The organism is Oceanimonas sp. GK1 (genome assembly GCF_000243075.1).
Classification (GTDB): domain Bacteria; phylum Pseudomonadota; class Gammaproteobacteria; order Enterobacterales; family Aeromonadaceae; genus Oceanimonas.
This window is the reverse complement of the sequence record NC_016745.1, coordinates 1458040-1482337: the sequence shown is the minus strand read 5'-3', so window position 1 is coordinate 1482337 and position 24298 is coordinate 1458040. Positions and strand designations below refer to the sequence as shown.

Annotated in this window: 18 protein-coding genes, 1 tRNA gene, 1 pseudogene and 1 other annotated feature; of the genes and pseudogenes, 6 read left to right on the top strand and 14 right to left on the bottom strand. The window is 59.8% G+C overall.

Going from position 1 to position 24298, the window contains the following annotated elements; genetic code table 11:
* Nucleotides 1-124: 124 nt before the first annotated feature.
* The 4 genes from GU3_RS07095 to aldA form a co-directional block, all read right to left on the bottom strand.
* Nucleotides 125-1696 carry a BCCT family transporter gene (locus tag GU3_RS07095; protein WP_014291844.1) on the bottom strand — a complete coding sequence of 524 codons (1572 nt, stop codon included), beginning with the start codon at nucleotides 1694-1696 and terminating at the stop codon, nucleotides 125-127.
* 21 nt (nucleotides 1697-1717) lie between these two features.
* Nucleotides 1718-3361, bottom strand: coding sequence for a GMC family oxidoreductase (locus GU3_RS07090; protein ID WP_050899400.1), 1644 nt, complete (start codon nucleotides 3359-3361; stop codon nucleotides 1718-1720).
* Between the two features lie 2 nt (nucleotides 3362-3363).
* Entirely contained in the window at nucleotides 3364-4545 is a 1182-nt protein-coding gene (locus tag GU3_RS07085) for a mandelate racemase/muconate lactonizing enzyme family protein (protein ID WP_014291842.1), read from the bottom strand.
* 125 nt (nucleotides 4546-4670) lie between these two features.
* Nucleotides 4671-6095, bottom strand: coding sequence for an aldehyde dehydrogenase (gene aldA / locus GU3_RS07080; RefSeq protein WP_014291841.1), 1425 nt, complete (start codon nucleotides 6093-6095; stop codon nucleotides 4671-4673).
* A gap of 352 nt (nucleotides 6096-6447) precedes the next feature.
* Here aldA and GU3_RS07075 point away from each other — a divergent pair, with 352 nt between their 5' ends.
* Nucleotides 6448-7212: an IclR family transcriptional regulator gene (locus tag GU3_RS07075; protein ID WP_014291840.1), complete on the top strand. Its 765-nt coding sequence runs from the start codon at nucleotides 6448-6450 to the stop codon at nucleotides 7210-7212.
* A 106-nt stretch (nucleotides 7213-7318) separates the two neighbouring features.
* Here GU3_RS07075 and GU3_RS07070 read toward each other — a convergent pair whose 3' ends face one another.
* The 5 genes from GU3_RS07070 to dnaQ form a co-directional block, all read right to left on the bottom strand.
* Nucleotides 7319-8824 (bottom strand): aldehyde dehydrogenase, encoded by a 1506-nt coding sequence (locus GU3_RS07070; RefSeq protein ID WP_014291839.1) that lies wholly within the window; start codon nucleotides 8822-8824, stop codon nucleotides 7319-7321.
* Nucleotides 8825-8974: 150 nt separating this feature from the next.
* On the bottom strand, nucleotides 8975-10390 hold the full coding sequence (locus GU3_RS07065) for a lyase family protein (RefSeq protein ID WP_148265865.1): 1416 nt from the start codon (nucleotides 10388-10390) through the stop codon (nucleotides 8975-8977).
* A gap of 290 nt (nucleotides 10391-10680) precedes the next feature.
* Nucleotides 10681-10757 (bottom strand) — tRNA-Asp (locus tag GU3_RS07060).
* Between the two features lie 130 nt (nucleotides 10758-10887).
* On the bottom strand, nucleotides 10888-12009 hold the full coding sequence (locus tag GU3_RS07055) for a hypothetical protein (protein ID WP_014291837.1): 1122 nt from the start codon (nucleotides 12007-12009) through the stop codon (nucleotides 10888-10890).
* Nucleotides 11997-12731, bottom strand: coding sequence for a DNA polymerase III subunit epsilon (dnaQ, locus tag GU3_RS07050; protein ID WP_014291836.1), 735 nt, complete (start codon nucleotides 12729-12731; stop codon nucleotides 11997-11999). The genes GU3_RS07055 and dnaQ overlap by 13 nt, the downstream gene beginning before the upstream one ends.
* 137 nt (nucleotides 12732-12868) lie before the next feature.
* On the opposite strand from dnaQ, the gene rnhA reads away from it, so the two are divergent.
* Nucleotides 12869-13330: a ribonuclease HI gene (gene rnhA / locus GU3_RS07045; protein ID WP_014291835.1), complete on the top strand. Its 462-nt coding sequence runs from the start codon at nucleotides 12869-12871 to the stop codon at nucleotides 13328-13330.
* On the opposite strand, the gene GU3_RS07040 is transcribed toward rnhA, so the two are convergent.
* Complete coding sequence (locus tag GU3_RS07040; protein WP_014291834.1) at nucleotides 13318-14034, bottom strand: class I SAM-dependent methyltransferase; 717 nt, start codon at nucleotides 14032-14034, stop codon at nucleotides 13318-13320. The two genes, rnhA and GU3_RS07040, sit on opposite strands and share 13 nt — an antisense overlap.
* 52 nt (nucleotides 14035-14086) lie before the next feature.
* Here GU3_RS07040 and gloB point away from each other — a divergent pair, with 52 nt between their 5' ends.
* Nucleotides 14087-14854 carry a hydroxyacylglutathione hydrolase gene (gene gloB / locus GU3_RS07035; RefSeq protein WP_014291833.1) on the top strand — a complete coding sequence of 256 codons (768 nt, stop codon included), beginning with the start codon at nucleotides 14087-14089 and terminating at the stop codon, nucleotides 14852-14854.
* 63 nt (nucleotides 14855-14917) lie between these two features.
* Nucleotides 14918-16300 carry a LysM peptidoglycan-binding domain-containing protein gene (locus tag GU3_RS07030; protein WP_014291832.1) on the top strand — a complete coding sequence of 461 codons (1383 nt, stop codon included), beginning with the start codon at nucleotides 14918-14920 and terminating at the stop codon, nucleotides 16298-16300.
* 65 nt (nucleotides 16301-16365) lie between these two features.
* Here GU3_RS07030 and yciA read toward each other — a convergent pair whose 3' ends face one another.
* From yciA to GU3_RS07015, 3 genes are all read right to left on the bottom strand, one after another.
* Nucleotides 16366-16779: an acyl-CoA thioester hydrolase YciA gene (gene yciA, locus GU3_RS07025; protein WP_014291831.1), complete on the bottom strand. Its 414-nt coding sequence runs from the start codon at nucleotides 16777-16779 to the stop codon at nucleotides 16366-16368.
* Between the two features lie 62 nt (nucleotides 16780-16841).
* Complete coding sequence (locus GU3_RS07020) at nucleotides 16842-17654, bottom strand: NAD dependent epimerase/dehydratase (RefSeq protein ID WP_014291830.1); 813 nt, start codon at nucleotides 17652-17654, stop codon at nucleotides 16842-16844.
* The gene (locus tag GU3_RS07015) at nucleotides 17644-19551 is read right to left on the bottom strand and encodes a transglycosylase SLT domain-containing protein (RefSeq protein ID WP_041543007.1); all 1908 of its coding nucleotides are present in this window, start codon (nucleotides 19549-19551) and stop codon (nucleotides 17644-17646) included. The genes GU3_RS07020 and GU3_RS07015 overlap by 11 nt, the downstream gene beginning before the upstream one ends.
* Nucleotides 19552-19811: 260 nt before the next feature.
* On the opposite strand from GU3_RS07015, the gene hpf reads away from it, so the two are divergent.
* Together hpf and pheA are read left to right on the top strand one after the other, a co-directional pair.
* Nucleotides 19812-20138, top strand: a complete 327-nt coding sequence (gene hpf, locus GU3_RS07010) for a ribosome hibernation-promoting factor, HPF/YfiA family (protein WP_014291828.1) — start codon at nucleotides 19812-19814, stop codon at nucleotides 20136-20138.
* A 140-nt stretch (nucleotides 20139-20278) separates the two neighbouring features.
* Nucleotides 20279-20398: a sequence feature (Phe leader region), on the top strand.
* 35 nt (nucleotides 20399-20433) lie between these two features.
* Nucleotides 20434-21594: pseudogene (gene pheA, locus GU3_RS17315) on the top strand (bifunctional chorismate mutase/prephenate dehydratase); the annotation flags it as partial.
* Between the two features lie 849 nt (nucleotides 21595-22443).
* On the opposite strand, the gene GU3_RS07000 reads toward pheA, so the two are convergent.
* Nucleotides 22444-24234 (bottom strand): DEAD/DEAH box helicase, encoded by a 1791-nt coding sequence (locus GU3_RS07000; RefSeq protein ID WP_014291826.1) that lies wholly within the window; start codon nucleotides 24232-24234, stop codon nucleotides 22444-22446.
* Between the last annotated feature and the right edge of the window lie 64 nt (nucleotides 24235-24298).

Sequence of the window (24298 nt, the reverse complement as noted above, 5' to 3'; positions counted from 1 at the left end):
CATGAAAAAAAGTCATAACACAAAATCAACATCTTTTTTCGAGGAGTTATTAACAATGAACGCGCTAGAAATAAAAAGCCCGCACCGGCATTCGCGCGGTACGGGCGGTGTAGCAAGTCAGTGATCAGGCAGCCCTGACATCCCCCAGCCAGGCAAGCTCCCGGCTCTGGAAGCGTCTCGACAGCAGACAATGGATCAGGGCGGCGTTACACCCCAGTACAATCAGCAATGCGGGTAGACCGCCCAGGTTCGACATCATCTTGATACCATCGACCCCAGCAAAACTGGTCATAACCCAGGCTACAAAGCCGATGGTGCCGCCCCATATCAGTTTCAGCTTCAGGCTGGCGCCATGGGCCTGGGTGTCACCGGACAGACTGGCTTCACTGTCTTCGCAGCACAGATTACTCATTGCTTCGGTGTTAGAGTCCGCCGCCGTTACATAGGATAGGAAGGACACAAAAATAAACACCCCCGCAGTAATGCCCGCCAGTGGCAGGTTATCCAGCATGGTATAGACCACAGACTCAGCACCGGTAGCCTGCAGGGCCTTGTTGAGTAAACCATCGCCGTTCATGTCCATACTCAGTGCGGTACCACTGAAAATCGACATCCAGACACAGGCAAACAGGGCCGGTAACATCATGTTAATCACCAGAAACTCGCGAACCGTATATCCCCGGGATATTTTGCCCAGAAACAGGGCTGTGATCGGCGCCCAGGCCAGCCAGTTGGCCCAGTAGAAAATGGTCCACCACTGCGGCCACTGATCACCCGAAGCCGCACCGGTAAACAGGCTCTTTTCGATGAAGTTACCGAGATACACTCCCAGTCCCTCGACCCCGATAGACAGTATCCAGGTGGTCGGGCCACACACGAACACAAAACCGCAAATCAGGAAAAAGATCCGGGTATTGAGACTCGAGAGCATGGCTATCCCTTTCTTCAGGCCACTGGCCGCAGACAGGATAAAGCTGACCACGATCAACAGGGTGATCGCGCCCAGTACCACGGGGCCGGTGCCGATCGACAGCATATTGTCCAAGCCGCCGGCCAGGGTCAGTACGCCGGTACCGAGTGACGCCGACATGCCGGCCACCAGGGCATAGAGCGCCAGCGCATCAATCAGGTGTCCCGGTTTTCCTAACATGCGGTCACCGAACAACGGGCTCAGTGCGGATCCAAGTGAAAATGGCTTACCCAGGTTATAGTGCGCCAGTGCAAACATCAGTGCCGGCACCGTATAGATGGCATAAGGCGTAAAAGACCAGTGTAAAAACATGGTCGAAATGGCGAACTGGGCTGCATCGGCCGAGCCGGGCTCAAGACCTAACGATGCGGGCGGACTGTGCAGATGATACATGGGCTCGGCCGTGGCCCAGAACAAAATGCCGATCGCTACTGTGGTACAGAGGGCGATGGAGAACCAGCGCCATCGGCTGATCAGCGGGGTGGCATCTTCACCGCCAATACGCACTTTGCCCAAGGGTGAAAAAAACACCCAGATACAAGTGGCGACCATAAGCAGAGTACCCAGACTGAACAACCAAGAAAAGTGATTCAGGATCCAGCTGTTGATGGCTGAGGTAACACCGAGGAATGCCTCCAAATCGGCAAAGCTCATGGCCACCGCGGCCATCAACAGCAGGAACGGGGGCCAAAACACCAGCGGTTTGATTCTTTTCGCGTTTGTCATAATCCATTATCCATCTTTTAATTAGCTGTCGACATGACCGCGACCTGCCGAGTCGGCATGATCGGCAAGCACCATGTCGGCGCCTTTTTCCGCCACCATCATGGTGGCGGCATTGGTATTGCCAGAAGTGATACTGGGGAAAATCGAGGCATCGATAACCCTGAGCCCGTTGAGCCCGTGCACCCGCAAGCGGCTGTCAACAACCGCGGTCCGGGGGTCCGGTCCCATGGCACAAGAGCCGCACAGGTGATAAATGGAGCCCGCGTTCTCGCGAAAGTACGTCAGCATTTCCTCCTCACTCTCGACTGCTTTTCCGGGCAATACTTCTTCGGCGGTGATCTCCCGCAGTGCGGGCGCCTGCATCAGGGCCCGTATCAAACGACTCCCCTGAATGACCTCATTGATATCCTTGTCGGTCGATAGGTAATTGGGTTTGATTAACGCCGCGTGCTGCGGGTTACTCGATGCAAGTTCAATGCGCCCTTTGCTGGTCGGGCGGCAGGCATTGAAGGCCACCAGAAAGCCTGAATAAGGTTCCGGCTCCAGCCTAGCATTGGAGTCCTTCGGTATCTGGTAGGACATGGGGTTGAAGTAAAGCTGAATATTGGGGGCCTGCTCGGTGTCGCTACCCCGGAAAAACCCCCCGGCCTGGTTGACGCTCATCGACAGCGGCCCCGAGCGGTTGATCAGGTATTCGAGTCCGGACCAGGCCTTACCCCAGAACGAACGGAAGGTATCGTTCAGAGTTTTCATATTGGCCCGGTAGTAATAGCTGACACAGAGGTGATCCTGCAGGTTCTCACCTACCGCCGGCAGATGGCACCGGACTTCAATACCATGGCAGGTCAGCGTTGCCCGATCACCGATACCGGACAATTGCAGCAGCTTGGGAGAATCCACGGCGCCGGCCGACAGGATCACCTCCCGCCGGGCCCGATATTGCTGCAGGCGCCCTTGGTACAGCACCTCAACCCCTGTAGCCTGTTGCTGTTCGTCAACCAATACCCGCTGTACCATGCTTACCCGCTGTAAGCTGAGATTAGGCCGGCTCAACGCCGGCTTCAGGTAGGCGGTATTGCTGGAGTCACGCTGACCATTGCGAATATTCGTTTCGTAGATACCGGCACCCTCCACCCCGGCGCCGTTAAAGTCGTCATTAAGAGGCCAGCCAAGCTGTTCAGCCGCCCGCAGATAATAATCGCAGATGGGATGAGCTCGTCCTTTCATCGGTGTTATGCCAATGGGACCACTAGAAGCATGGAACTCGTTGTCGCCAGCCGGATGTTGCTCCAACTTCTTGAAATAGGGCAACACCTCCCGATAGCTCCAGCCCTCGTTGCCGGCCGCCGCCCAATCGTCGAAGTCCGACGCCTGGCCGCGCACATAGATCATTGCATTGATGGAGCCGGAGCCGCCCTGCACCTTGCCCCGGGGAGCGTATACTTTTCGCCCCGCCATACCTGCTTCTTCCTCGCTGTAATACATGTAGTTGTAGCGGGGGTTGTAATAGGTCTTGGCAAATCCGACCGGCAGTTTGAACCAGGGCGAGCTGTCCTTTTCACCAGCTTCCAGCAGCAGCACCGAATGCCGCCCCGACTCGCTCAGGCGACTGGCCAGAATACAGCCCGCCGAACCAGCCCCGACAATGATAAAATCGAATTCCATGCTCATTTCTCCACCGTATCCGGCTGGCGCTTCCAGTCATCGCTGCGCGCCTTGTAATCATAAGGTTTGGGATCCATCAGCAGGTGTAGGCGTTTGCCGCTGTAGGGTGAATGGGCCTTGACCACTTCCATGTTCAGCTCCACGCCCAGCCCTGGCTTGGTCGAGGGAATGATGTAGCCATCACGCCACTCGATCTTCTCCTGCAGCACCTCGGCATGGAATCCGTCCCAGGTGCGAATACTTTCCTGGATCAGGAAGTTCGGTGTTGCGGTGGCCAGTTGAATGCTGGCGGCGGCACCCACGGGGCCGTTGTACAAGTGCGGGGCTATCTGGGCATAGAAAGCCTCGGCCATGCCGGCGATTTTCTTCGCTTCCAGAATGCCGCCAACACGGCCCAGGTTCATCTGCAGGATCGACGCCGCCTTGTGGGTCAGCAGATCATGGAACTCGTACTTGGTAGTCAACCGTTCTCCTGCCGCCACCGGAATCGAGGTGTTTGCCGCAACCCTTCCCATGGCTTCGGCCTGCCCCGGAGGGACCGGCTCTTCGAACCAGAGCGGATCATAGGGCTCGAGCCGCTTGGCCAGTCGGATGGCGGCTGACGGTACCATCTGGCCATGCGTTCCAAACAGCAGGTCACACTTATTACCTACCGCCTCGCGAATACGGCGGCAGAAGGTCGCGCTCTTGTCGATATCTTCCAGCGCCAGTTGATGCCCGGAATAAGCGGTATAGGGACCGGCAGGATCGAACTTCAGTGCAGTAAAGCCCTTTTCCATGTTTTCCAGGGCGCACTCGACCGCCAGTTCAACGTTGTCGTAGTCATACTCGCCGGCTCGGTTGACCGGGTACAGGTAGGTATAGGAGCGCAGCTTGTCGTGTACCCGCCCTCCGATCAGCTCATACACCGGTTTGCCCGCCGCCTTGCCGATGATGTCCCAGCAGGCCATCTCCAGACCGCTGATAATGCCCATCATGGTCAGATCGGGCCGTTGGGTAAAGCCGCTCGAGTAAGCCTGCCGGAAGAAGCGCTCGATATGATGAGGGTCTTCTCCCTTTAGATATCTATCAAATACGTCCTCGATGGCCGGGACCATAACCCTGGGGTGAAAGGTGGACGCATAGACCTCTCCCACCCCTTCAATGCCGCATTCGGTCCGCAGGGTCACAAAAATCCAGTACATGCCCCCCACATGAGGGGGCGGTACGGCAACAACATGAGTCTGACAGGAAGCTACTTTCATCTGAATACCTCGTAAATCGTCGAGGGCTCATCGACAACGGAATGTACGGAGCCCATTGCAGGGGCTTAGTAACTGAGCACGACCAGTCGGGTCTGGGTAAACTCGAGCATGCCATGCTTGCCGTCGTCCCCCCCCAGTCCCGAGCGCTTCCAGCCAGCGTGGTAGCCTTGATAGGGATCGGCCGGTGTGCGGTTGATATAAATCTCGCCAGCCTCAATCTCGTTGGCCACCATCATGGCCGTACGGTAATTCTCGGTGTAGATCACCGAAGCCAGACCAAACTGGTGATCGTTGGCCAGCATCAGTGCTTCCTCGGCATCGCGATACTTGAGCACCGGCAAGACAGGACCGAAGATTTCTTCCTGAACAATTTCCATATCCTGGCGGCAGTTGGTCAGCAGGGTCGGCGGATAGAAATGACCCTTTCCTTCTGGAATATAACCGCCGACTTCCAGCGTGGCACCGTCGTCGATGGCCCGCTGTACCATCTGATGAATACCGAGGCGCGTGTTCTCGTTAATAAGCGGCCCCATAACCCCCGGACTCTTCGAACGATCACCAAACTCGCGCTGTTTGAATAGGTCACGCAGCAGGCCGACGAAACGGTCATAGACGGCCTCATGCACATAGACCCGCTCGACCGCGGTACAAAGTTGTCCGCAGTGGGTAGTTTTGGAGGCGACAATCTGGCTGGCCGCCTTTTCCAGATCGGCATCGGCCTCGACGATGGCCGGCGTTTTACCGCCCAACTCCAGTGACGACTTGGCGATATTGACCTGAGAGTATTCCAGCACCTTGCGCCCCGCTCCCACGCTGCCGGTCAGGGTGATCATGCCAACTCTGGGATGGGTGCAGACAATTTCGGCAGTGCTGTGATCCATCGCCAGCACATTAACCACACCGGGCGGCAAGCCGGCTTCCTGAACCGCGCGGGCAATTTCAAACGCCGAACAGGGCGTGTTGTTACTCGGGCGCACCACCACGGTATTGCCGGTGATCAAGGCCGGGGCAATCTTGCGCATCAGGGTATAGACCGGGTAATTGAACGGGATCAGGCAGGCCACCACACCGATGGGCTCACGCTGCAGCAACAGGTTTTCAGACGGACTGTCACTGGGAATAATCTCGCCTTCGATCCGGCGCGCCCACTCGGCGTGATAGCGGGTGATATCCGCCGCATACACGGCTTCACTGGTTGCTTCATCCAGCGCCTTGCCGGACTCCAGCGCCAGTGCCCGACCGATATCATCCTTGCGGGCCACCAGGGCATCAGCCAGTCTGCGCAGGTAATCTCCCCGTTGAATGCTGGTCAGCTTGCGCCAGCCCTTCTGGGCCGCCGCCGCAATCTCGACCGCTTCCTTGGCATCTTCTGCACTGGCGGCACTGACCTGCCCAATGATCTCTTCAGTTGCCGGGTTGTAAACCGGGATCTTCGTGGCTTCTGCCCTTTCGACAAATTCGTTATGGATGAAATTGTTATACATTTTCATGGAAAAACGCCCATTGTTAAATTTGGTAACAATCCTATGGACAGGCCTTTCTGCTGTCAAATTTAATTCTTATATAGAATTTTATTTCCAAATATGGAAGAATATTAATGAATGTCTGCAGCTAGAAATAAAAGTATTTTTATAACAAGGACATGCGCGATGCCGAGGAACAAGCAAAGCGCACCAAAAACCTGACAGTCAGACCGCAAGGCTTGGTACTACCTGCTTTTTCAAAAGGTTACGTATTTGATATTTTTTCTTTCTGTTGGGTTAACAGAAGGAAGTGGATAGTTGGCTGGCCATCCCGGCGAGAAACCCACCACTTTTTCCATATATAGAAGAGAGTGAAACAGTGAACGAACACGTCGAAAAATCAAAGGCGCCGGCCGTCGACGCCTCCGTACTGATCCTGGATCTGTTGGCCGCCGCCTCCTATCCGCTGACCTTAACGGAGATCTGCGAGCAGACGGGAATTCCGGTGGCCAGCGGCCACCGTATTGCTCAGACCCTGCTCAGGCATCAATTGATTGCCATGGATCCAAGCCGCAAAAAAGCATACTGCATCGGCTCACGCATCTTTCAAATCGCCTCGACCGTGTACAACAAACAAAGCCTGATTCCCTACTTCTTTCCGATTGCCGAAATTCTCAAGAACGAGATCCACAAGCTGATTTTCCTCGCCGTACCGGTAGGTAACAAGGTGGTGGTGGTGTCCAAGGTGGAACCATCGCTGAATACGTCACTTAACCTCTTTATCGGCCAGACCATGCCAATGCACCGCTCAGCCGCCGGCAAGGCCATTCTGTCGATGCAGTCGGCCAACTTCAGGAAAAGCTACATGGAAGGCGAGAAAAAAGTGGCTCCGTTGGCGGATGATAGAGTGACAGTGCTGGAAGAAGAATTGTCCCGGGCACACCGGCTTGGCTATGCGGTCAGCCAGGGCGAAATAGAGCACCATCTCAGCTGTATTGCCGCGCCGGTGCTGAATCTGAGAAATGAACCGGTTGCCGCCATCAGCGCCTGTATCGACGGTGCGACACTCAGTGCACAGGATTCCAGGAATTATTCCAAGTTCCTGATCCAGGCGGCAAGACAGTTGTCATCGCGGTTTGTCTGACACACGACGGAACGGGCGAAAAACGGACATACGCAAGCAGTAGTCGGCCTGCTGGCCGACTACTGTTAATAAACGGACTCGCCCGTCGAATGTGCAAAAGCGGTTATCAGGCGTCGCCGTAATACACCCATACACCCTTGGTCTTGGTGTAGGAAGACAGGGAGTGAATCGCCATCTCCTTTCCCCAGCCACTCTGGCGGAAACCGCCGAAGGGAGCGGCCAGGCCGTAGCAACCGTAGCGGTTGATAAACAGCATGCCGGCGTCGATTTGTTCCGCTACTCGATGGGCACGGGATACGTCTGCGGTATAAATGCCGGCCGCCAGGCCGTAGGCAGTGGCATTGGCCATTTGCACGGCTTCTTCGGAGGTGTGGAAACGAGTGCAGCACAGCACGGGACCAAAAATCTCTTCCTGGGCGATGCGGGCATTCAGGTCCACCTCGGAGAAGATGGTGGGGCGAATGAAATAGCCGTTGGCATTGTCACCCTCGGTATCGGCACAGCCGCCAGCCACCAGTTTGGCCTCGCCCTTGCCAATTTCAATGTACTCCAGGATCTTGTTGAACTGGGCCTCGTTGCACTGGGGTCCCTGGTCGACATTTTCATCGAACGGATTACCGCACTTCACCGCATTGGCCTTGGCGATCAGCTTTTCGAGCACCTGATCATAGATGCTGTCGTGGATCAGGAAGCGGGTCGGTTCCGAGCACTTCTCACCCTTGTGCGAAAACATCACGGTAAAGGCCCGATCGATGGCACCGTCCAGATCCGGTGTGTCTTCAAAGAAGATGCAGGGTGACTTGCCGCCCAGCTCCAGGGTGGCCGCCTTGAGGTTGGACAGGCCAGCGTTTTGCACTATTTTGCGCCCTACCCCGGTGCTGCCGGTAAAGGACACCTTGTGTACGTTGTTGCTCAGGGTCAGTTGGTTAGCCATCTCGCCGTTGGTCAACAGCATGTTGATCACGCCCTTCGGAAACTCGAGCTCACGGTCGATCAGCTCCATCAGGTAGATGGTGGTCAGCGGCGTGTATTCCGACGGTTTGATGATCACGGTATTGCCCATGGCCAGTGCCGCCGCTACCTTGAGGCTGGTCTGGTACAGGGGAAAGTTCCAGGGCGCGATCAGCGCGCAGACACCAATCGGCTCCTTGAGCGTGTAGTTCAGAAAACCGTCTTCTACCGGCGACGTTTCGCCATAGAACTTATCGGTCCAGCCAGCATAGTACTCAAAAATATCGGCGCAAGTGGGAATATCATCGGCCATGGACTCGGCAAACAACTTGCCATTGGGCAGGGATTCGAGCACCGCCAGCTCTTCGGTATGCTCGCGGATCAGACGGGCAACCTGGCGCAGCATCTCTGCCCGCTGAGTGCGGCTGACCTTGGACCAGGCGCCGGATTCATGTTGCTGGTTGGCAACTTGAGCAGCGTATTCCACCTGCTCCGCATCGGCCATTACAAACTCGCACAGGGCTTCGCGGTTAGCCGGGTTGGTCACTACCCACTTGTCCTGGCCGGCGCCGTCTACCCATTGGCCATCGATATACTGCCGCTTGGGTTGCTGAAGCCAATCGTAGGCCCAGGACAGGGGGATGTTTTTTACAGAATCCATTTGATACTCCATTTCTATTGCGACGAAGTTTACATCCTGTGAGGACGAGTGCTGTAGTGGTTCTCAACGAGAGTAGAAGGATGGCTATTCGAGCACAATTGACATTAGGGTATGGCGCCCTGCAAAAAACTCATCCTTCTTCCCAAGTTCTTATTCCTCCAGGTAACGCCGGATTTGCTCCAGGTCACCGCCGCTTTCCTTGTAAACACGGGCAGCGAACGAATAGCCGCATTGCTGCTTAAGCCGAATCAATGTGGGAATCAAGGTATTAACGTTATGGGCGTTACGCGCCAGATCCGGCTCCATACCGGCAAGGCAATGTTGCCGGAAGGCCTCCATGCCGCTGGTCAAAACCGAGATGGCGTCGAGCAAATTGCTGATCACCACAGACTGCCAGGGGGTATAGTCGAGCTCACCATGATCCTGGGTCATCTGCACCGAGTAACAGCGCCCGCAGGCCTGCATACAGCACTGGATCAGGTATTCCGGAATGGTCGGGTTGACCTTGCCCGGCATGGCCGAGGAGCCGGGTTGCACCGCGGGAAGACGAATTTCCCCCAAGCCCGTTGCCGGGCCCGAGGCCATCAGGCGAAAATCCTTGGCAATGCGCAGCAGAGCCCTCGCCAGCTGGTCCAGCCCGGCAGCCACCCTGGCCAGATCATCATGACTCTGAGAAGCATCAAACAGGTTGTCGCTGTGCACAAACCCTGTTTCCCCCATCATCCGGTTCAGCCCATCGATAACTCTGTTGAAGAAGGCCTCGGAGCAGTCTCCTCTGCGTCCGATAATATTGCCGCCCAGGTTAACCCGGTACAGCTCACCGGTGTCTGTATCCAGTCGTTGACGGTGGCGTGCAAGCTGTGATGAATAGCCCCAAAACAGATCGGCAAAACTGATTTCGACCGCATCCTGCAGACAGGTTCGGGAAATCTTCAGCACATGCTGCCACCGTTGCCCCTGCTCATTGAAGGTGCCGACCAGTGCCGCCAGCTCGCTATCCAGTTGCTTTATCCTGTCGATCACCGCTAAGTGGCAGGCCGTGTTTAACACATCACTGGTCGAGTTGTTCAGGTTGACGTGATCATTGGGATGCACCGGGTGGTAGCTTCCCAGGGGGCGATCAAAGGCATTGCGGTTGGCCAGATTGGCCACCACCTCATTAACATTCATGTTGCTGGAGATCCCTCCGCCACCATGAAAGGCATGCACCAGAAACGCCTCGGCTGGCATCTCCTCAAGCAGCAGATCCACTGCCGATACGATGGCCTGGCCAATCTCGGGCTCAATTTCCCCAATATCGATATTGGTCTGGGCCGCCAGTTTTTTGACCAGCAGCAGCCCGCGCAACAGCTCCGGGTAGGCCGACAAGGGCTTTTCGCCATTCAGCGGATACAAGTTGATGGCCCTTTGCGTTTGCACCCCGAAAAGTGCCTGTGCCGGTACTTCGAGCTCCCCTATCAAGTCTTCTTCAATACGGTATTGCCGCTGCTTCGCTGTCATTAATTCCTCTCCATACCTGTAACTAACAAGCCAGGGGTTATCAGAACCAAAGAGCGGATAAAGCACCAGTGACACTTTCACACAGAGGAATACGAAAAACTCATGACTCCACGAATTTAAGAAGTACGTTGTAGTCAAATTCAAAAAGCAGGCTCAGTATTTCGACCTGAAGCTTTATCAGCATATGGACAGCGCAGGTGGTGTGGTTTGAACACCGGTCAAAACAGGGTCCGGGTCACGAAATGGTCACGGTGTGGTCACGAGGGGGAATTTGACAGAATGCAGGTGTGTGATTTTACTGAAGACAGAAAAGCAAAAATCCCTTAGCTATCAACTAGCTAAGGGATTTTTAAATTTGGCGGAGCGGACGGGACTCGAACCCGCGACCCCCGGCGTGACAGGCCGGTATTCTAACCAACTGAACTACCGCTCCGGTGCTTGGCTTTTGCTTCAAGCGAGGCGGATAATAGGGCCGGCGAATCGGGTCGTCAAGCTGAAAATATCTCTTTTTATCCCTTTCGGTTATTTTTTGTTCTCAAGGTTTCAAAAAGACGATTTTTCGTTCAGCCGCGCCGCCGGCGCCACCACCACAGCCCACCGCCGGCAGGCAGCAGCACCAGGCCGGCCAGGCCCGCCCACAGCGGCCAGCCCTGCCAGCGACTGGCCGTGGCCGGTACCGGTGCCGTGTTTACCGCGGGCAAGGGCGGCACCACCCGCACCACCTGTTCGTCCAGCTGCAACTGAATTTCCCGGCCATCCGCCGTGGTGGCGTAGGCCCGCCCCTGCCAGTGATAATTGCCCGGCTGACGCGCCGGCGGCAGCTCGATATGGCGCCCCTGCCCGGAAATGGTCAGGGCCTGCTCCAGGGGGTTGATCAGGGTGCCCACCACCGTCAGGCTGTCGGCAACGATGTCGCTGTCGGCGTCGAGCTCAATACGCCAGTGGCGCTGAGTGTCGGGGGTGGTAAAGCGGGCGCGTACCGGCATGGGATACAGGGTGAGTTCGCGCTCGGCATAACGGGCCAGCACGCCGTTCGAGACCTCGGCCTGAAACAGATAACTGCCGGGCAGAGCATTGAACACCATTTCCGCCGTCATGGCGCCGTCTCCCGGGTGCGGATCCAGTCCGGTGCCATCATCCACAAACTCCCCCAAAGGCAGCGGCGCCCGGTTAAAGGGATCTTCCTGCTGGGCATCGGCGTGGGAATACAGCTGGGCCGTCAGCCGCAGGCCATCTAGGTAATAATTGGCATCCAGGGTGGTATTGCCGTGCCGCAACTGCCCGTGCAGCCGAATTACCTCGTTCTGGTAGAGCTTTTCCGGCAGCGCGTCAAGCTCCAGCCGAAACACGCTGAGCAGGGTAATGCCGTGCTCACCGGCAATTTTGCCGGTGGCCTGCCAGGGACCCGGCTCCGGCTGCCACAGGGTGATCACGTCCCGGGTGGGAGTGGAAGCCCAGCTGACGGTGTCGGGATGGCGCTGGTAATAATACTTGCTGCCATCGGGCCTTATCAGCACCACCGGGGTGGAAGGCGTTTCCCGCTCGATGAACAGGGTCACTTCCCGAATGGAGGGATCGATGCGAAAGGTATTGCCCAGCCAGCGGGCACGCTGCTCTTCGGCAAACGTGGACACGGCCGGCAGCAGCGCCAGCAGCAGCAACACAGGCCGCATCAGGGTCGCCACAGACAGCTACCGCCTTTTTTCTGGATCAGATCCAGCCGGCTTTCATGGGCTTCCAGCTCGGCGCCCTGAGCCCGGATCACCCGCAGCGGCGGTCTTCCGGCCGCCAGCCGGCGCAGCTCCCCGCCATTGCCGCTTTGCTGGCCGCCGTCGGTCTGCAGGTTGAGCCTGGTCTGGCCGCCGGTCATCAGCAGGTAAACATCGGCCAGAATTTCCGCATCGAGCAAGGCCCCGTGCAGGGTGCGGTGGCTGTTGTCGATGCCGTAACGGTCGCAGAGCACGTCCAGGTTGTTGCGCTTGCCCGGATACAGCCGGCGGGCCAGGGCCAGAGTATCGGTGATTTTGCACAATTCGGCCATGCGTTCGGGCCGGCCCATCAGCTCCATTTCGTAATCGAGAAAGCCGACGTCAAAGGGGGCGTTGTGGGCGACCATTTCGGCGCCGCGAATAAAGTCGATAAACTCGTCGACCTTGGTGGAAAAGACTGGCTTGTCGGCAAGAAAATCGTCGGTAATGCCGTGAACGCGAATGGCTTCCTCGTCCACTTTTCGGTCCGGCTTGAGGTAAAGGTGCAGATGCCGGCCGGTGAGGCGACGGTTGACCACTTCCACACAACCGATCTCGATCACCCTGTGGCCGAGATAGTGCGGACCGGAGTCCATGTTCATGCCCGTGGTCTCGGTATCGAGCACCACCTGCCGCTGATAGCCAGATTCGGTGATCACAGTGTCTTTTCCTCCGCAAATTCGGAGGCCAGTATATCGTCTGCGCGGGGACATGATAAGGGCTGTCGGGCTGGCTCCTGCCCCTTTTCCTGTGGCAGACTGCGCCCCTTCACCGCATTCACCCAACAGGCAACACCATGAAACAGGTTCAGCTATTTACCGACGGCTCCTGCCTCGGCAACCCGGGCCCCGGTGGCTACGGCGCCGTGCTTATCTACAAGCAGCATCGCAAGGAGCTCAGCGGCGGCTACCGGCTGACCACCAACAACCGCATGGAGCTGATGGCCGCCATCAAGGGGCTGGAAATCCTCAGCCACGACTGCGCGGTAGAGCTGACCACCGACAGCCAGTACGTACGCCAGGGCATTACCCAGTGGATCAAGGGCTGGAAACGCAACAACTGGCGCACCGCCGCCAAAACGGCGGTGAAAAACGCCGATTTGTGGCAACAGCTGGACGATCTCTGTCAGCGCCACACCGTGCAGTGGCACTGGGTTCGTGGCCATACCGGCCACCCGGAGAACGAGCGCTGCGACGATCTGGCCCGGGAAGCGGCCATGCACCACGCCGTTCAGGAAGATGAGGGCTACTCCCGCTGACGGGCCATTTCCGGCCGGGCCGCCGGGGCCGTCACCCGCTGGCGCTCGCGCACCGGTGTCAGCGGAAAGCGCCGCTTGCGCGCCAGCATGATATAGACCGCCGCCGGTGACGGACAAAAATGAGGGCAGCGCTGGCGCTGCCAGCGATCCAGCCAGGGCATCAGGTTGGTAAAACCGATGTAATCCCGCTCAATCACTTCAAATCCCAGCAGTTTCAGCCAGTCTTCCACCCGGGCCGGTGCCAGCATGCGGCGCCAGCCGGGCAAGCCCGTGCGCCAGCCCGGCAGCAAACTGGCCCAGCCGGCGCTGCCGTAGGGGTTAAAGCCAGTCAGCACCAGCCAGCCGTCATCCCGCAGCACAGCTTCGGTTTCCCGCAAAATGGCGTGAGGGTGCTCGCTGTAATCGAGCACATGGGCCAACAGGCAGGCGTCGAGGCTGCCCGGCGCGAAGGGCATGGCGGTGGCATCGCCGAGCAGGTCCATGCCTTCCTGCTCCCGCTGGGCCATGACCACGCCCTGGCGCAACCGGCTGCCATCCAGGGACAACGCCGCACTCAGGGCGTCCACCTTGAGCAGAGTAAAGCCGAACAGGCCCGGTGCCCAGGCGTCCAGGCGCTGCTGCAACTGCGCGGCAATATGGTTGCCCCTGGGCAGACAGTCCCAGCGCTCGGGCGCTGGCGGCGGCATCTTGCTGGCTGTGTTCATGATCCCTCTGGTAAGCTTTGGCATTCTGCTCATGCCAAGGATGCACTCAACGATGAACGTGATTTCGATTCGTGCCTTTAACGATAACTATATCTGGCTGATTGGCAATGGCCGCCAGGCCGCCGTGGTCGATCCGGGCGACGCCGCCCCGGTCCAGGCCCTGCTTGCCGAGCGCGGCCTTGAGCTGGTGGCCATCCTGATTACCCATCATCATCAGGATCACACCGGCGGCGTGCCGGCGCTGCTGGCCGACTGGCCCGATGCCGCCCTCTACGCACCGGCCGACGAGCGGCTGCCCGCCCCCGGCGCCATTGCCCTGCACGACGGCGATCCGGTGGCGCTGCCGGCGCTGGGCCTGGAGCTGCGCGTTCTGTCCGTGCCAGGCCACACCCGCGGTCACATCGCCTATTACGGCAATCGCCTGCTGTTTTGCGGCGACACCCTGTTTTCAGGCGGCTGCGGCCGGCTGTTTGAAGGCACCCCCGAGCAGATGCACCAGTCGCTTGCCCGGCTGGCCGCCCTGCCCGACGACACTCAAGTGTATTGCGCCCACGAATACACCCAATCCAATCTGGCCTTTTGCCATGCGGTGGAGCCCGACAACCCGGCGCTGCTGAATTACATGAAGGAGGTGGCCAAATTGCGCCAGCAAGACGTACCCACCCTGCCCTCCACCCTGGGCCGTGAAAAGGCCGTCAACGTCTTTCTGAGAACCGCCGAGCCGGCCGTCCGGGCCGCCGCCGAGCAGCAGGCAATGAGGGAGTTAAATGAAGAGCACGAGGTGTTCGCTGCACTTCGGCGCTGGAAGGACCATTTTTAACGAACTTGATTAAGTTGCTCACAAAGCATACACTGGCCGCCGTTTTTTTGAGAAGCAGACACGATGATAAGACTTTGCATTTTATCCGGTGCCTTGCTCCTGGCTGGCTGCCAGGCGGTATCGACCGATTCGGCGCGCCAGACCCATGGTCACCAGAACCGCACCGAAGAGCAAAACAGCCGGCCGCTGTACCCCAAATCAGGCAACTACACCGCGCTCAAGGCTGCCGGTCGCGACAGCCGTCATTCTTCCGATGAAGGCCCGCAAGCGCACCGGGGCGAAGCCCGCCAGCAGGATCTGTGGCAGGCCATCGCCGACGACATGACGCTGGATATTCCTGCCGACCACCCTCGGGTGGTGGCCCAGCGCAAGTGGTACCTGAAACAGCCGGGCTATATGCAGGCCGTCTCCGAACGGGCCAGACCGTTTCTCTATCTCATCAAGGAAGAGATAGAAAAGCGGGACATGCCGATGGAGCTGGCCCTGCTGCCGGTGGTAGAGAGTACCTTTGATCCCAAGGCCTATTCCCACGGCCATGCCGCCGGCCTGTGGCAGATGCTGCAGAGCACCGGCAAGAACTTTGGCCTGCATTACGACAGCTGGTACGACGGCCGTTACGACATCATGGCCTCGACCCGGGCAGCCCTCGACTACCTGGAGTACCTGCACAAGTTCTTTGATGGCAACTGGACTCACGCTCTGGCCGCCTACAACTCGGGGGAAGGCCGGGTGCAGCGCGCCATTCGCGCCAACCGTCGCCACGGCAAGCCGACCGACTACTGGTCATTGTCGCTGCCCAAGGAAACCCAGAACTATGTGCCCAAACTGATGGCCCTGGCCGACATTCTCAAGCAGCCCGATCATTACGGCATGGACGTGCCCGCGCTGCCGAACCGCCCCCAGGTGACGGCGGTGGCGGTGGAAGGTCAGGTGGATCTGAACATGGCCGCCGATCTGGCCGGGGTCAGCCGCAGTCAGCTCAAGGAGCTGAACCCGGCGTTCAAGCACACCACCACCTCGCCGCAGATCGATACCCAGATCCTGGTGCCGGTGCGTCACGCCGAAAGCTTTGAACTGGCCATGGCAGACCTGCCTGCGGCAGAGCGCCAACAGTACCAGCGCTACCGGGTCAAGGGCGGCGACAGCCTGGGCGTGATCGCCCGCCGTTACGGCACTCATATTACCGCCCTGAGGCAGGCCAACAACCTGAGCGGCAACACCATTCGCATTGGTCAGACCCTGCTGGTGCCCGCTTCCGCCGCACCGGCACCGGCCCATACCAGCACGGAAAGCAGCACCTACCAGGTGCAGGCCGGCGATTCGCTGTCGGTGATCGCCAGCCGTTTCAGCGTCAGCATCGCCGATCTGCTGCGCTGGAACCGGCTTAGCAACCAGCACATGCTGCGCGCCGGTCAGCAGCTGATCGTGGCCGCCAATTCCGGCTGATGTCGTGAACGTTCCATGCAAAAGGGAGCCTTTTCGGCTCCCTTTTTGTTTTTTATTTTTGTTTTTTATTGCCCCGTTGCCTTATCGCGCCCGGCCACCGCCCGGGGGCGGCCATTGGCGTCGATGGCCACGTACACAAACTCGGCACCAGCCACCGGGTAGCGCGGCCCGCTTTCCGGCGTTAGTACCGGCTTGACCCAGACTTCCACCTTGATGGTAATGGAGCTTCGGCCCACCCTGACCAGCTCGCCGTAGCAGCAAATGACATCCCCCACCTGCACCGGACGGGCGAACACCATTTTATCCACCGCCACGGTACACACCCGGCCAAGGGCGATTTCATTGGCTAGCAGGCTGCCGCCCAGATCCATCTGCGACATGATCCAGCCGCCGAAAATATCGCCATTGGCATTGGTATCGGCCGGCATGGCCATGGTGCGCAGCAGCAGATCACCCCGGGGATTTTGTGATTCGCTCATGTTTCATACTCTTGTGTCGAACTGAAAGCGGGCATCATAGTCCGCCTTGTTTGCCCCCGCAATCACCGCTCAGGCCGGCGGGCCGCCAGCCAGTCGAACCAGTCAGTGACTGCGTAATCCATGTTCAGCCAGCGACACAAGGCACTGCCGTCGATGATTTTGCCCGCGCCGCCACCGCCAAATTCCGGCGGAGGCAGCCCCTGCAGCCGGGCCGCCTCACTGTAAAAATCGCACCGACTGGGGTGATGGGGGGCGCTGATGTTCAGCACGGCGGGCCAGTCGTTGCGCCCAAGGATGGCGGGGATCATACGCAGCAGATCCTCCAGCGCCACCAGATTGACCGGCTCATCGCCGCCATCAAAGCGTTTTCCCGAAAGAAACCGGCCCGGCTCCCGGTTGCCGCCCACCAGCCCCGACAGCCGCAATATCAGCACCCGCCCGGCGCCGCAAGCCTGCACCGCCCGTTCGGCCGCCAGCATGCGCGCTCCCCGGGGGCCATCGGGCGCCGCATCCGCCTCGGTCTTGACTCCCACCCCGGCGTAAACCGAGGTAGCACTGGTAAAGATCACCCGCTGAACGCCCCCGGCTACCGCCAGCCGGGCCAGCCGGCCCAGGATGTCCGGGTAATCGATCAGCTTACCCGGCGGCACACACAGCAACAGGGTGTGGGCACGCAGCCGTTCGGGCCAGTGCAGGGGCAAGGGCGCGTCGAAATCCCACACCTGGGTGTGGATGCCGGCTGCGGTCAGCCGGGCCGCCTTGCCGGCATCACGGCTGGTCCCGCTTACGCGCCAGCCCTGCTCAAGCAGGGTATGCCCGAGCGGCTCGCCCAGCCAGCCCAGCCCGAGTATGGCCAGGCTGCGCTCAGTAGACATAGTCCAGCTCCCGAGAGGTGATGAAGGTCTTTTCCTGACCCAGCATATCCTGGTAAATCACCGAATATGCCAGCACGTTCTGCACATAGCCCCGAGTTTCACGATAGGGAATGTTTTCCACCCACACGTCCAGTGGGCGGCTGGCGCTTTGTTCCAGCCAGCGGTTGATACGGCCAGGACCGGCATTGTAGGCGGCAATGGCCGGAATACGGTTGCCCTGGTAACGCTGTAGCAGCTCCTTGAAGTAACTGGATCCCAGCTGCACATTGACCTCCGGGCGGTATACGTCGGTGGCCCTGCGATAATCGCTGATGCTATGCTTGCGCGCGGTTTCCCGGGCGGTGGCCGGCATCAGCTGCATCAGGCCAGCGGCGCCCACCGGCGAGCGGGCCTGCTCGTAAAACGCGCTCTCCTGACGGGCGATGGCAAACAGTGTGGATTCGTTCAGATCCAGTTTGTTGGCCTGGCCACGAAACACATCCCGATACACCACGGGAAAACGCAGCTCCAGCTGATCCCAGGCCCGGGCTTGAATGCTGGCCAGGATCGACTTGTCATGCCAGCCCCGCTTCAAGGCCAGGGCGCCCAGGGCCAGCTGATCGGCTTCACTCACCCGGCCCAGCAGGTGATACCACTCGCTGCGGGCCGCCGCCTTGTTGCCCAGCGCCAGCCATTCCGCTACCCGGGCCAGCGCCGGCCAGCGCTCGACCGCCTGCTGCCAGTCGGGCGCTGCGGGCGGTGCAGCCCGGTTGAGTGCATAGGGTCGCTGACTGCGCTGGGCCGCCAGAAAGCCGTAATAATCCCGCTCGGATGCGGCCTTGGCCCAGGCCGCATCCGCCTCCTTCGCCTTGCCCTGGCTGGCCAGTGCCCGGCCCCGCCAGTATTGCCAGCGGCTGCTGTTTTGTTCATCCGCCGGCAGCCGGTCTATCCAGTCCACCAGATGACGCCAGTCCTGCTCCCAGATGGCCAGCCGGGCCCGCAGCTCGAACAGGGCGTCGCTGCCGATCTCGGGCAGACGCTGGTCGAGCCAGCTGCGGTATTCGTGAGTGCGGTTGTACATCAGCCGCCGGGCCAGGCTGCGCTCCACCTCGGCCACCTGCAGTGAGGTCAGCCCGGGGGCACGCTGGTAGCGCGGATAAAGGGTCATGGCAAGGCCCGGATCCCGGTCCGCCAGCCGCGCCAGCGCTACCGCCATGGCCGCCTGATGGCGGGGGTTGGAGGAGCCGAAGCGCTCGCTGTCGGCGAGCAGGGCGGGATTGCGATCCAGGGCCAGCAGCAGCTCGCCACTGGCCCGGGCGGAGCCGCCCAGCAAACCGGACAGATACGTGAGCAGGCTGCTCTGGCCGGACTCGTAGGCCAGCAGCATACGCTGCCATACCTGCTCATCGTTCAGGCCGCCCCGCGCCTTCCAGGTATCAAACAGGGGATCGCAAGCATCGGGCCGGGAGCCGCCATAACGCCACAGCCGCTCGGCGCCTTTCATCGCTTCGGCCAGGTCGCCGGTGGCCCATTTGGCCCGGTAATGGGCGCATTGCAGCTCAATGCTGTTGGGCAGCTCGGGGTAAAGGGCGAGAAACTCCTGCCAGCGCTGCTCCCGGGCCAGGCGAAACAGGTACTGTCGCTCCAGCCGGTCGGCCAGCAGGGAGTCGGAATAACGGGACATAAAGCCACGGACATCGCCGGTACCGATGTCTTTCAGCCGGTCGGCCAGGTAGCGGTAGTCCAGATAGGGAACCAGCGGATAGCCGTCGAGCCCTTGCCGCAACTGGCGGTATTCACCGGTTTTGCCCTGGGCCAGGGCCTGCTCTGCCTGGCGGTACTGCTCCCGCTGCGGCGATGCCTGGGCCGCCAGCCCCAGACTCAGTAACAACACTCCCACCCCTAGCCGTTTGAACACGCTGATCTCTCCCGCAACGATATAATTAAGGCTATCGTAAGAAATGGCGACAGGGCTGCCAATGGCAGACGGAAAATTCTTTTGATGTACAGGACAAGTGGAGTCGTTAAGCACCGAAATTCAGCCGTGATCACAATTATCGCCTTCCTCCTGCCCTTGCCATCGTTACTTGATCCAGCTCACGACAGGAATTTGCAAAGGGGGTAATCTGAAACCGTCAATCAGACGCAGAAAATCAGACAGTAACCAGGGGGTCTTTTATGTCCGTTGCCATTACCAGCCATGTTATCGACATCACTCCCGCCATTCGTGAACGGATTGAAAGTCGCTTCGAGAAGCTCGACCGGCGCCAGATTGCGCTCATTAACCCCCATGTGGTGATCCAGAAGGAAGGCCTGAACTACCAGGTGGAAGCCAGTGCCGGCCTGCCCGGTGAGACCTTGTTTGCCCAGGCTGAAGATGAAAACCTGTATGCCGCCATCAATGAGCTGGGCCACAAGCTAGAGCGTCAGCTGACCCGCTACGCAGAAAAGCCCCTGGCCCAGCGCACCCAGGCCGTTCAGCCGGCGGTGGAAGAAGAAGAGTAATCCCCCCTGCCCTCCTCATGGCTTAAAAGCGGCGGTTTCGCCGCTTTTTGGTATCAATGGGACAAAAAACCGGGAAAAGGCTTGCCAGCTCCGCCGCTTTTCAGTATTTCTATGGGTTGCGTTAATCAAGAGTCCTGAAGTATGTCCGTGCACCTGTTTTTCTTTCGCTTCTTTTTTGCATCCTGACCCGGGAGGCAAGGTCTTACGAGAAACAAGCGAAAGACGAACAGCCAAGCCTCCCACCGGGAGGCTTTTTTTATTTACGCGCAGTCTGGCGAGGAAGGAAGCCCTATTCATGAACCTGGACGAGATAAGAAGCAAGATCACCCGCCTGGACCAGGAGCTGCTCGGCCTGCTGGCCCAGCGTAAGGCCCTGAGCCTGGACGTGGCCCGCTCCAAACTGGAAACCCCGCGTCCCATTCGCGATCAGGAGCGGGAGCAGGCGCTGCTGGTGGAGCTGGTTAATCAGGGCCGCCAGCTCGGTCTGGATGCCCATTTTGTCACCCGCATCTTTCACACCATTATTGAGGATTCGGTGCTGTCCCAGCAGGCCCTGCTGCAGGATTTGCTCAATCCCCAGGATCAAGTACCCGCCATCAGCGTGGCCTTTCTCGGGCTCAAGGGATCCTACTCCAACATGGCGGCACGCAAATACCTGTCCCGCTTTCAGGCGCCCTTGGTGGAGCACAACTGCGAGACCTTTCAGCAGATCTTTGAGACCGTGGAGTCGGGCCAGGCCCAGTACGGTATTCTGCCCATTGAAAACACCAGCTCCGGCTCCATCAACGATGTGTTCGATCTGATGCAGCACACCAGCCTGTCCATCGTCGGCGAGCTGACCCAGCCCATTGAACACTGCCTGCTGGTGGCCACCGATACCACAGTGGAACAAATCAAAACCCTCTACACTCACTCCCAGCCCTACCAGCAGTGCTCCCAGTACCTGAGCCGCCTGGGCGAGCTGGAGCTGAAGTTCTGCGCCGCGTCCTCCAACGCCATGGAGCAGGTGGCCAAGCTCAAGCGGCCCGACGTGGCGGCGCTCGGCAGCACCGACGGCGGTGAGCTGCACGGCCTCAAGCCGCTGGTGGAAGGCCTGGCCAACCAGAAGCAGAACATGACCCGTTTTATCGTGGTGGCGCGCAAGCCCATCGAGGTGGCGGAGCAGATCCCCGCCAAGACCAGCTTTATCATGTCGACCGGTCAGCAGAGCGGTGCCCTGGTGGAAGCCCTGCTGGTGCTGCGCAATCATGGCATCACCATGACCAAGCTGGAGTCACGCCCCATTATCGGCAACCCCTGGGAAGAGATGTTCTACGTGGACGTGGCCGCCAACGTCAACAGCGACGCCATGCAAAGCGCCATGAAGGAGCTCGGCCGCATTACCCGCTTTATCAAGGTGCTGGGCTGCTACCCCAGCGCCGAGGTGGCACCCACCCGCATTCCGCCGCGGCTGCTGAACCAGGCCCAGCCCGCTGAGCGGGCCGAGCCGGTGCGCTACAGCCGCCATTACAAGGCGGACAACACCCGGGTGCAGGTAGGTCCCTTCACCCTGGGTGGCGAGGAGCCGCTGCTGATTGCCGAGCTGACGGCCTGGCCCAGCGAAGCCCGGCGGTGTGAACTGGCCCGCAGCATTAAGGAGCAGGGAGGCCAGGTGCTGGCACTGGACTGCTTTACCGGCGTGAACATGGAGCAGGGACTGGCACGGCTGCAGCAGCTGCGCGCCACCGCCGCCCGCTTTGATCTGGCCGCCATGACTCGGGTGAGCAGTGTCGAGCAGGTGCAGCGAGCCGCCGAATCGGTGGATCTGCTGCTGCTGGGCGCCGATGCCGCCGGCAATGAAGAGCTGGTGAATGCCGCCGGCCGCTGCACCCGACCGCTGCTGCTGGAGCTGGCCGGCGAGCCCGAGCAAAGCCTGAGCCTGGCCCAGCACATTCTGCAGCAGGGCAACCAGCAACTGGCGCTGCTGGACACCCAGGCCCTGCCCCTGACGCGCCTGCTCGCGCTGAGCAGCCAGACCCACCTGCCCCTGGTGAGCCGGCTGAGCGGCGACGCCGCTGCCCTGCCCCGTCTGGGCGAAGCACTCAATGCCGCCGGGGTCAGCGGTTTTTGTCTGACCGCAGACGAGGATCACCACGCCCTGGAGCAGCTGGTCCAGAGTCTCTACCGACACTGACCCCTCCCCCGGCACCAACCGCCCGGCCATTGAGCCGGGCTTTTTGTATGGGCGGTTTATTGCCCCAGTGCGGACAAAACAAAAAGCCCGCCGGGGTTGCCGGCGGGCTTTTTAGTCAGCGTGACACGGCGGTTAGCCGTTCAGGCGCTTGTCGTTGCGACGGGGGCGAAACTTGCCGCGCTCGCCACCACGGTCGCCACCGCGCTCGTCCTTGCTACGGAACTGGCGACGGGGCAGCGGACCACCTTCGTACTTGGCCAGGTTCAGCGGACGCTGACAGACCCGTACCTTTTGCAGTACCTGCTGCAGCTCGGCGGGAATGCCCTCGGGCAGATCCACGGTGGAGAAGTCATCATGGATCTGGATCTGGCCGATATAACGGGACTCCAGATCCGCCTCGTTGGCGATGGCGCCCACCAGGTGGCCCGGCTTGACGCCGTGCACCCGGCCCACGTCAACGCGGAAGGTTTCCATGGTCACACCGGACACCTCGTCCTTGCCACCACGACGCGGGCGCTCGCCGCGCTCGGGGCGGTCGCTGCGTTCAAAGCGCTCGCGGCTTTCACGCACATCCGGACGACGGGCCGCCATCGGTTTGTCTTCCACAAACAACGGGCGCTCGCCTTGCAGCAGACGGGCCAGGCCGGCGGCCAGGGCGGCGGTATCCATACCATCGGCCTGCAGCTCGTTCACCATTTCCACGAAGGGCGCCAGGGCCTTTTCGTCGGCTTCAACGCTGGTGCGAATGCGGGCCTTGAAGCGCTCGGCACGGATCTTGTTGATGTCGTCGGCGCTGGGCATGCTCATCTCTTCAATGGGCTGACGAGTGTGGCGCTCCAGGTTGTACAGGCTGCGCTTTTCACGGCCGGTCACAAACAGGATGGCATCGCCTTCGCGGCCGGCACGGCCGGTACGGCCGATACGGTGCACGTAAGACTCGTTGTCATGGGGCATGTCGTAGTTGATCACGTGGCTGATGCGCTCCACGTCCAGACCACGGGCAACCACGTCGGTGGCCACCAGCACGTTCAGGCGGCCATTTTTCAGACGATCAACCACTTTTTCCCGCAGCTTCTGGGGAATATCACCGTGCAGGGCCTCACAGGCGTGGCCTTCCCGGCTCATCAGCTCGGCCAGCTCTTCGGCGTCTTTACGGGTGCGCACAAACACCAGGCAGGCGTCCATGTTCTCGGTTTCCACCAAGCGGCACAGGGCTTCCTGCTTGGGCATGCCGCGCACAAACCAGTAACGCTGGCGAATGCTGGCGTTGGTACGGGTCTTGTTGGCGATGCGCACTTCCTGAGGATCTTTCAGGTACTTCTGGGCCACTCGCTGAATGGCCGGCGGCATGGTGGCGGAGAACAGGGCAATCTGACGGGTGTCCGGGGTGTGCTCCAGGATCCATTCCACGTCGTCAATAAAGCCCATGCGCAGCATTTCGTCGGCTTCGTCCAGCACCAGCGCCTGCAGGCTGTCCAGCTTGAGGGTACCGCGGCGCATGTGGTCCATCACTCGGCCCGGGGTGCCCACAACGATGTCGACACCGCGCTTCAGCGCACGGATCTGGCTGTCGTAAGCCTGGCCACCGTAGATGGAGACGATGCGAATGTCTTTCTGATATTTGGCGTAGTTTTCAAAGGACTCGGCCACCTGAATGGCCAGCTCCCGGGTCGGGGCCAGCACCAGCACCTGGGGGTAGGCGTTGCCGCCGCTGATGCGGCTCAGCATCGGCAGGGCAAAGGCGGCGGTCTTGCCGGTACCGGTCTGGGCCAGGCCCAGTACGTCGCGCCCGGTCAGCAGAGTCGGAATGGCGGCGGCCTGAATGGCAGAAGGCTGCTCATAACCGGCGTCGGTCAGAGCTTGAAGAACGGCAGGCGCCAGCCCGAGATCAGCAAAAGCGGGTACTACAGAGGTATTTGTCATTTAACAGTTCCGAAAAAATAAAATGTCGGCGGACTGATACAGTAAAAGGCCGAGGACAGCCCGG

Bases quoted from the DNA above. Each gene is read 5' to 3' on its own strand.
- aldA (WP_014291841.1), bottom strand. From the start codon at position 6,095: ATGAAAATGTATAACAATTTCATCCATAACGAATTTGTCGAAAGGGCA.
- gloB (WP_014291833.1), top strand. From the start codon at position 14,087: ATGAACGTGATTTCGATTCGTGCCTTTAACGATAACTATATCTGGCTG.
- hpf (WP_014291828.1), top strand. From the start codon at position 19,812: ATGTCCGTTGCCATTACCAGCCATGTTATCGACATCACTCCCGCCATT.
- GU3_RS07070 (WP_014291839.1), bottom strand. From the start codon at position 8,824: ATGGATTCTGTAAAAAACATCCCCCTGTCCTGGGCCTACGATTGGCTT.
- GU3_RS07095 (WP_014291844.1), bottom strand. From the start codon at position 1,696: ATGACAAACGCGAAAAGAATCAAACCGCTGGTGTTTTGGCCCCCGTTC.
- GU3_RS07000 (WP_014291826.1), bottom strand. From the start codon at position 24,234: ATGACAAATACCTCTGTAGTACCCGCTTTTGCTGATCTCGGGCTGGCG.
- GU3_RS07090 (WP_050899400.1), bottom strand. From the start codon at position 3,361: ATGGAATTCGATTTTATCATTGTCGGGGCTGGTTCGGCGGGCTGTATT.
- GU3_RS07020 (WP_014291830.1), bottom strand. From the start codon at position 17,654: ATGTCTACTGAGCGCAGCCTGGCCATACTCGGGCTGGGCTGGCTGGGC.
- rnhA (WP_014291835.1), top strand. From the start codon at position 12,869: ATGAAACAGGTTCAGCTATTTACCGACGGCTCCTGCCTCGGCAACCCG.
- GU3_RS07040 (WP_014291834.1), bottom strand. From the start codon at position 14,034: ATGAACACAGCCAGCAAGATGCCGCCGCCAGCGCCCGAGCGCTGGGAC.
- GU3_RS07085 (WP_014291842.1), bottom strand. From the start codon at position 4,545: ATGTACTGGATTTTTGTGACCCTGCGGACCGAATGCGGCATTGAAGGG.
- GU3_RS07030 (WP_014291832.1), top strand. From the start codon at position 14,918: ATGATAAGACTTTGCATTTTATCCGGTGCCTTGCTCCTGGCTGGCTGC.
- yciA (WP_014291831.1), bottom strand. From the start codon at position 16,779: ATGAGCGAATCACAAAATCCCCGGGGTGATCTGCTGCTGCGCACCATG.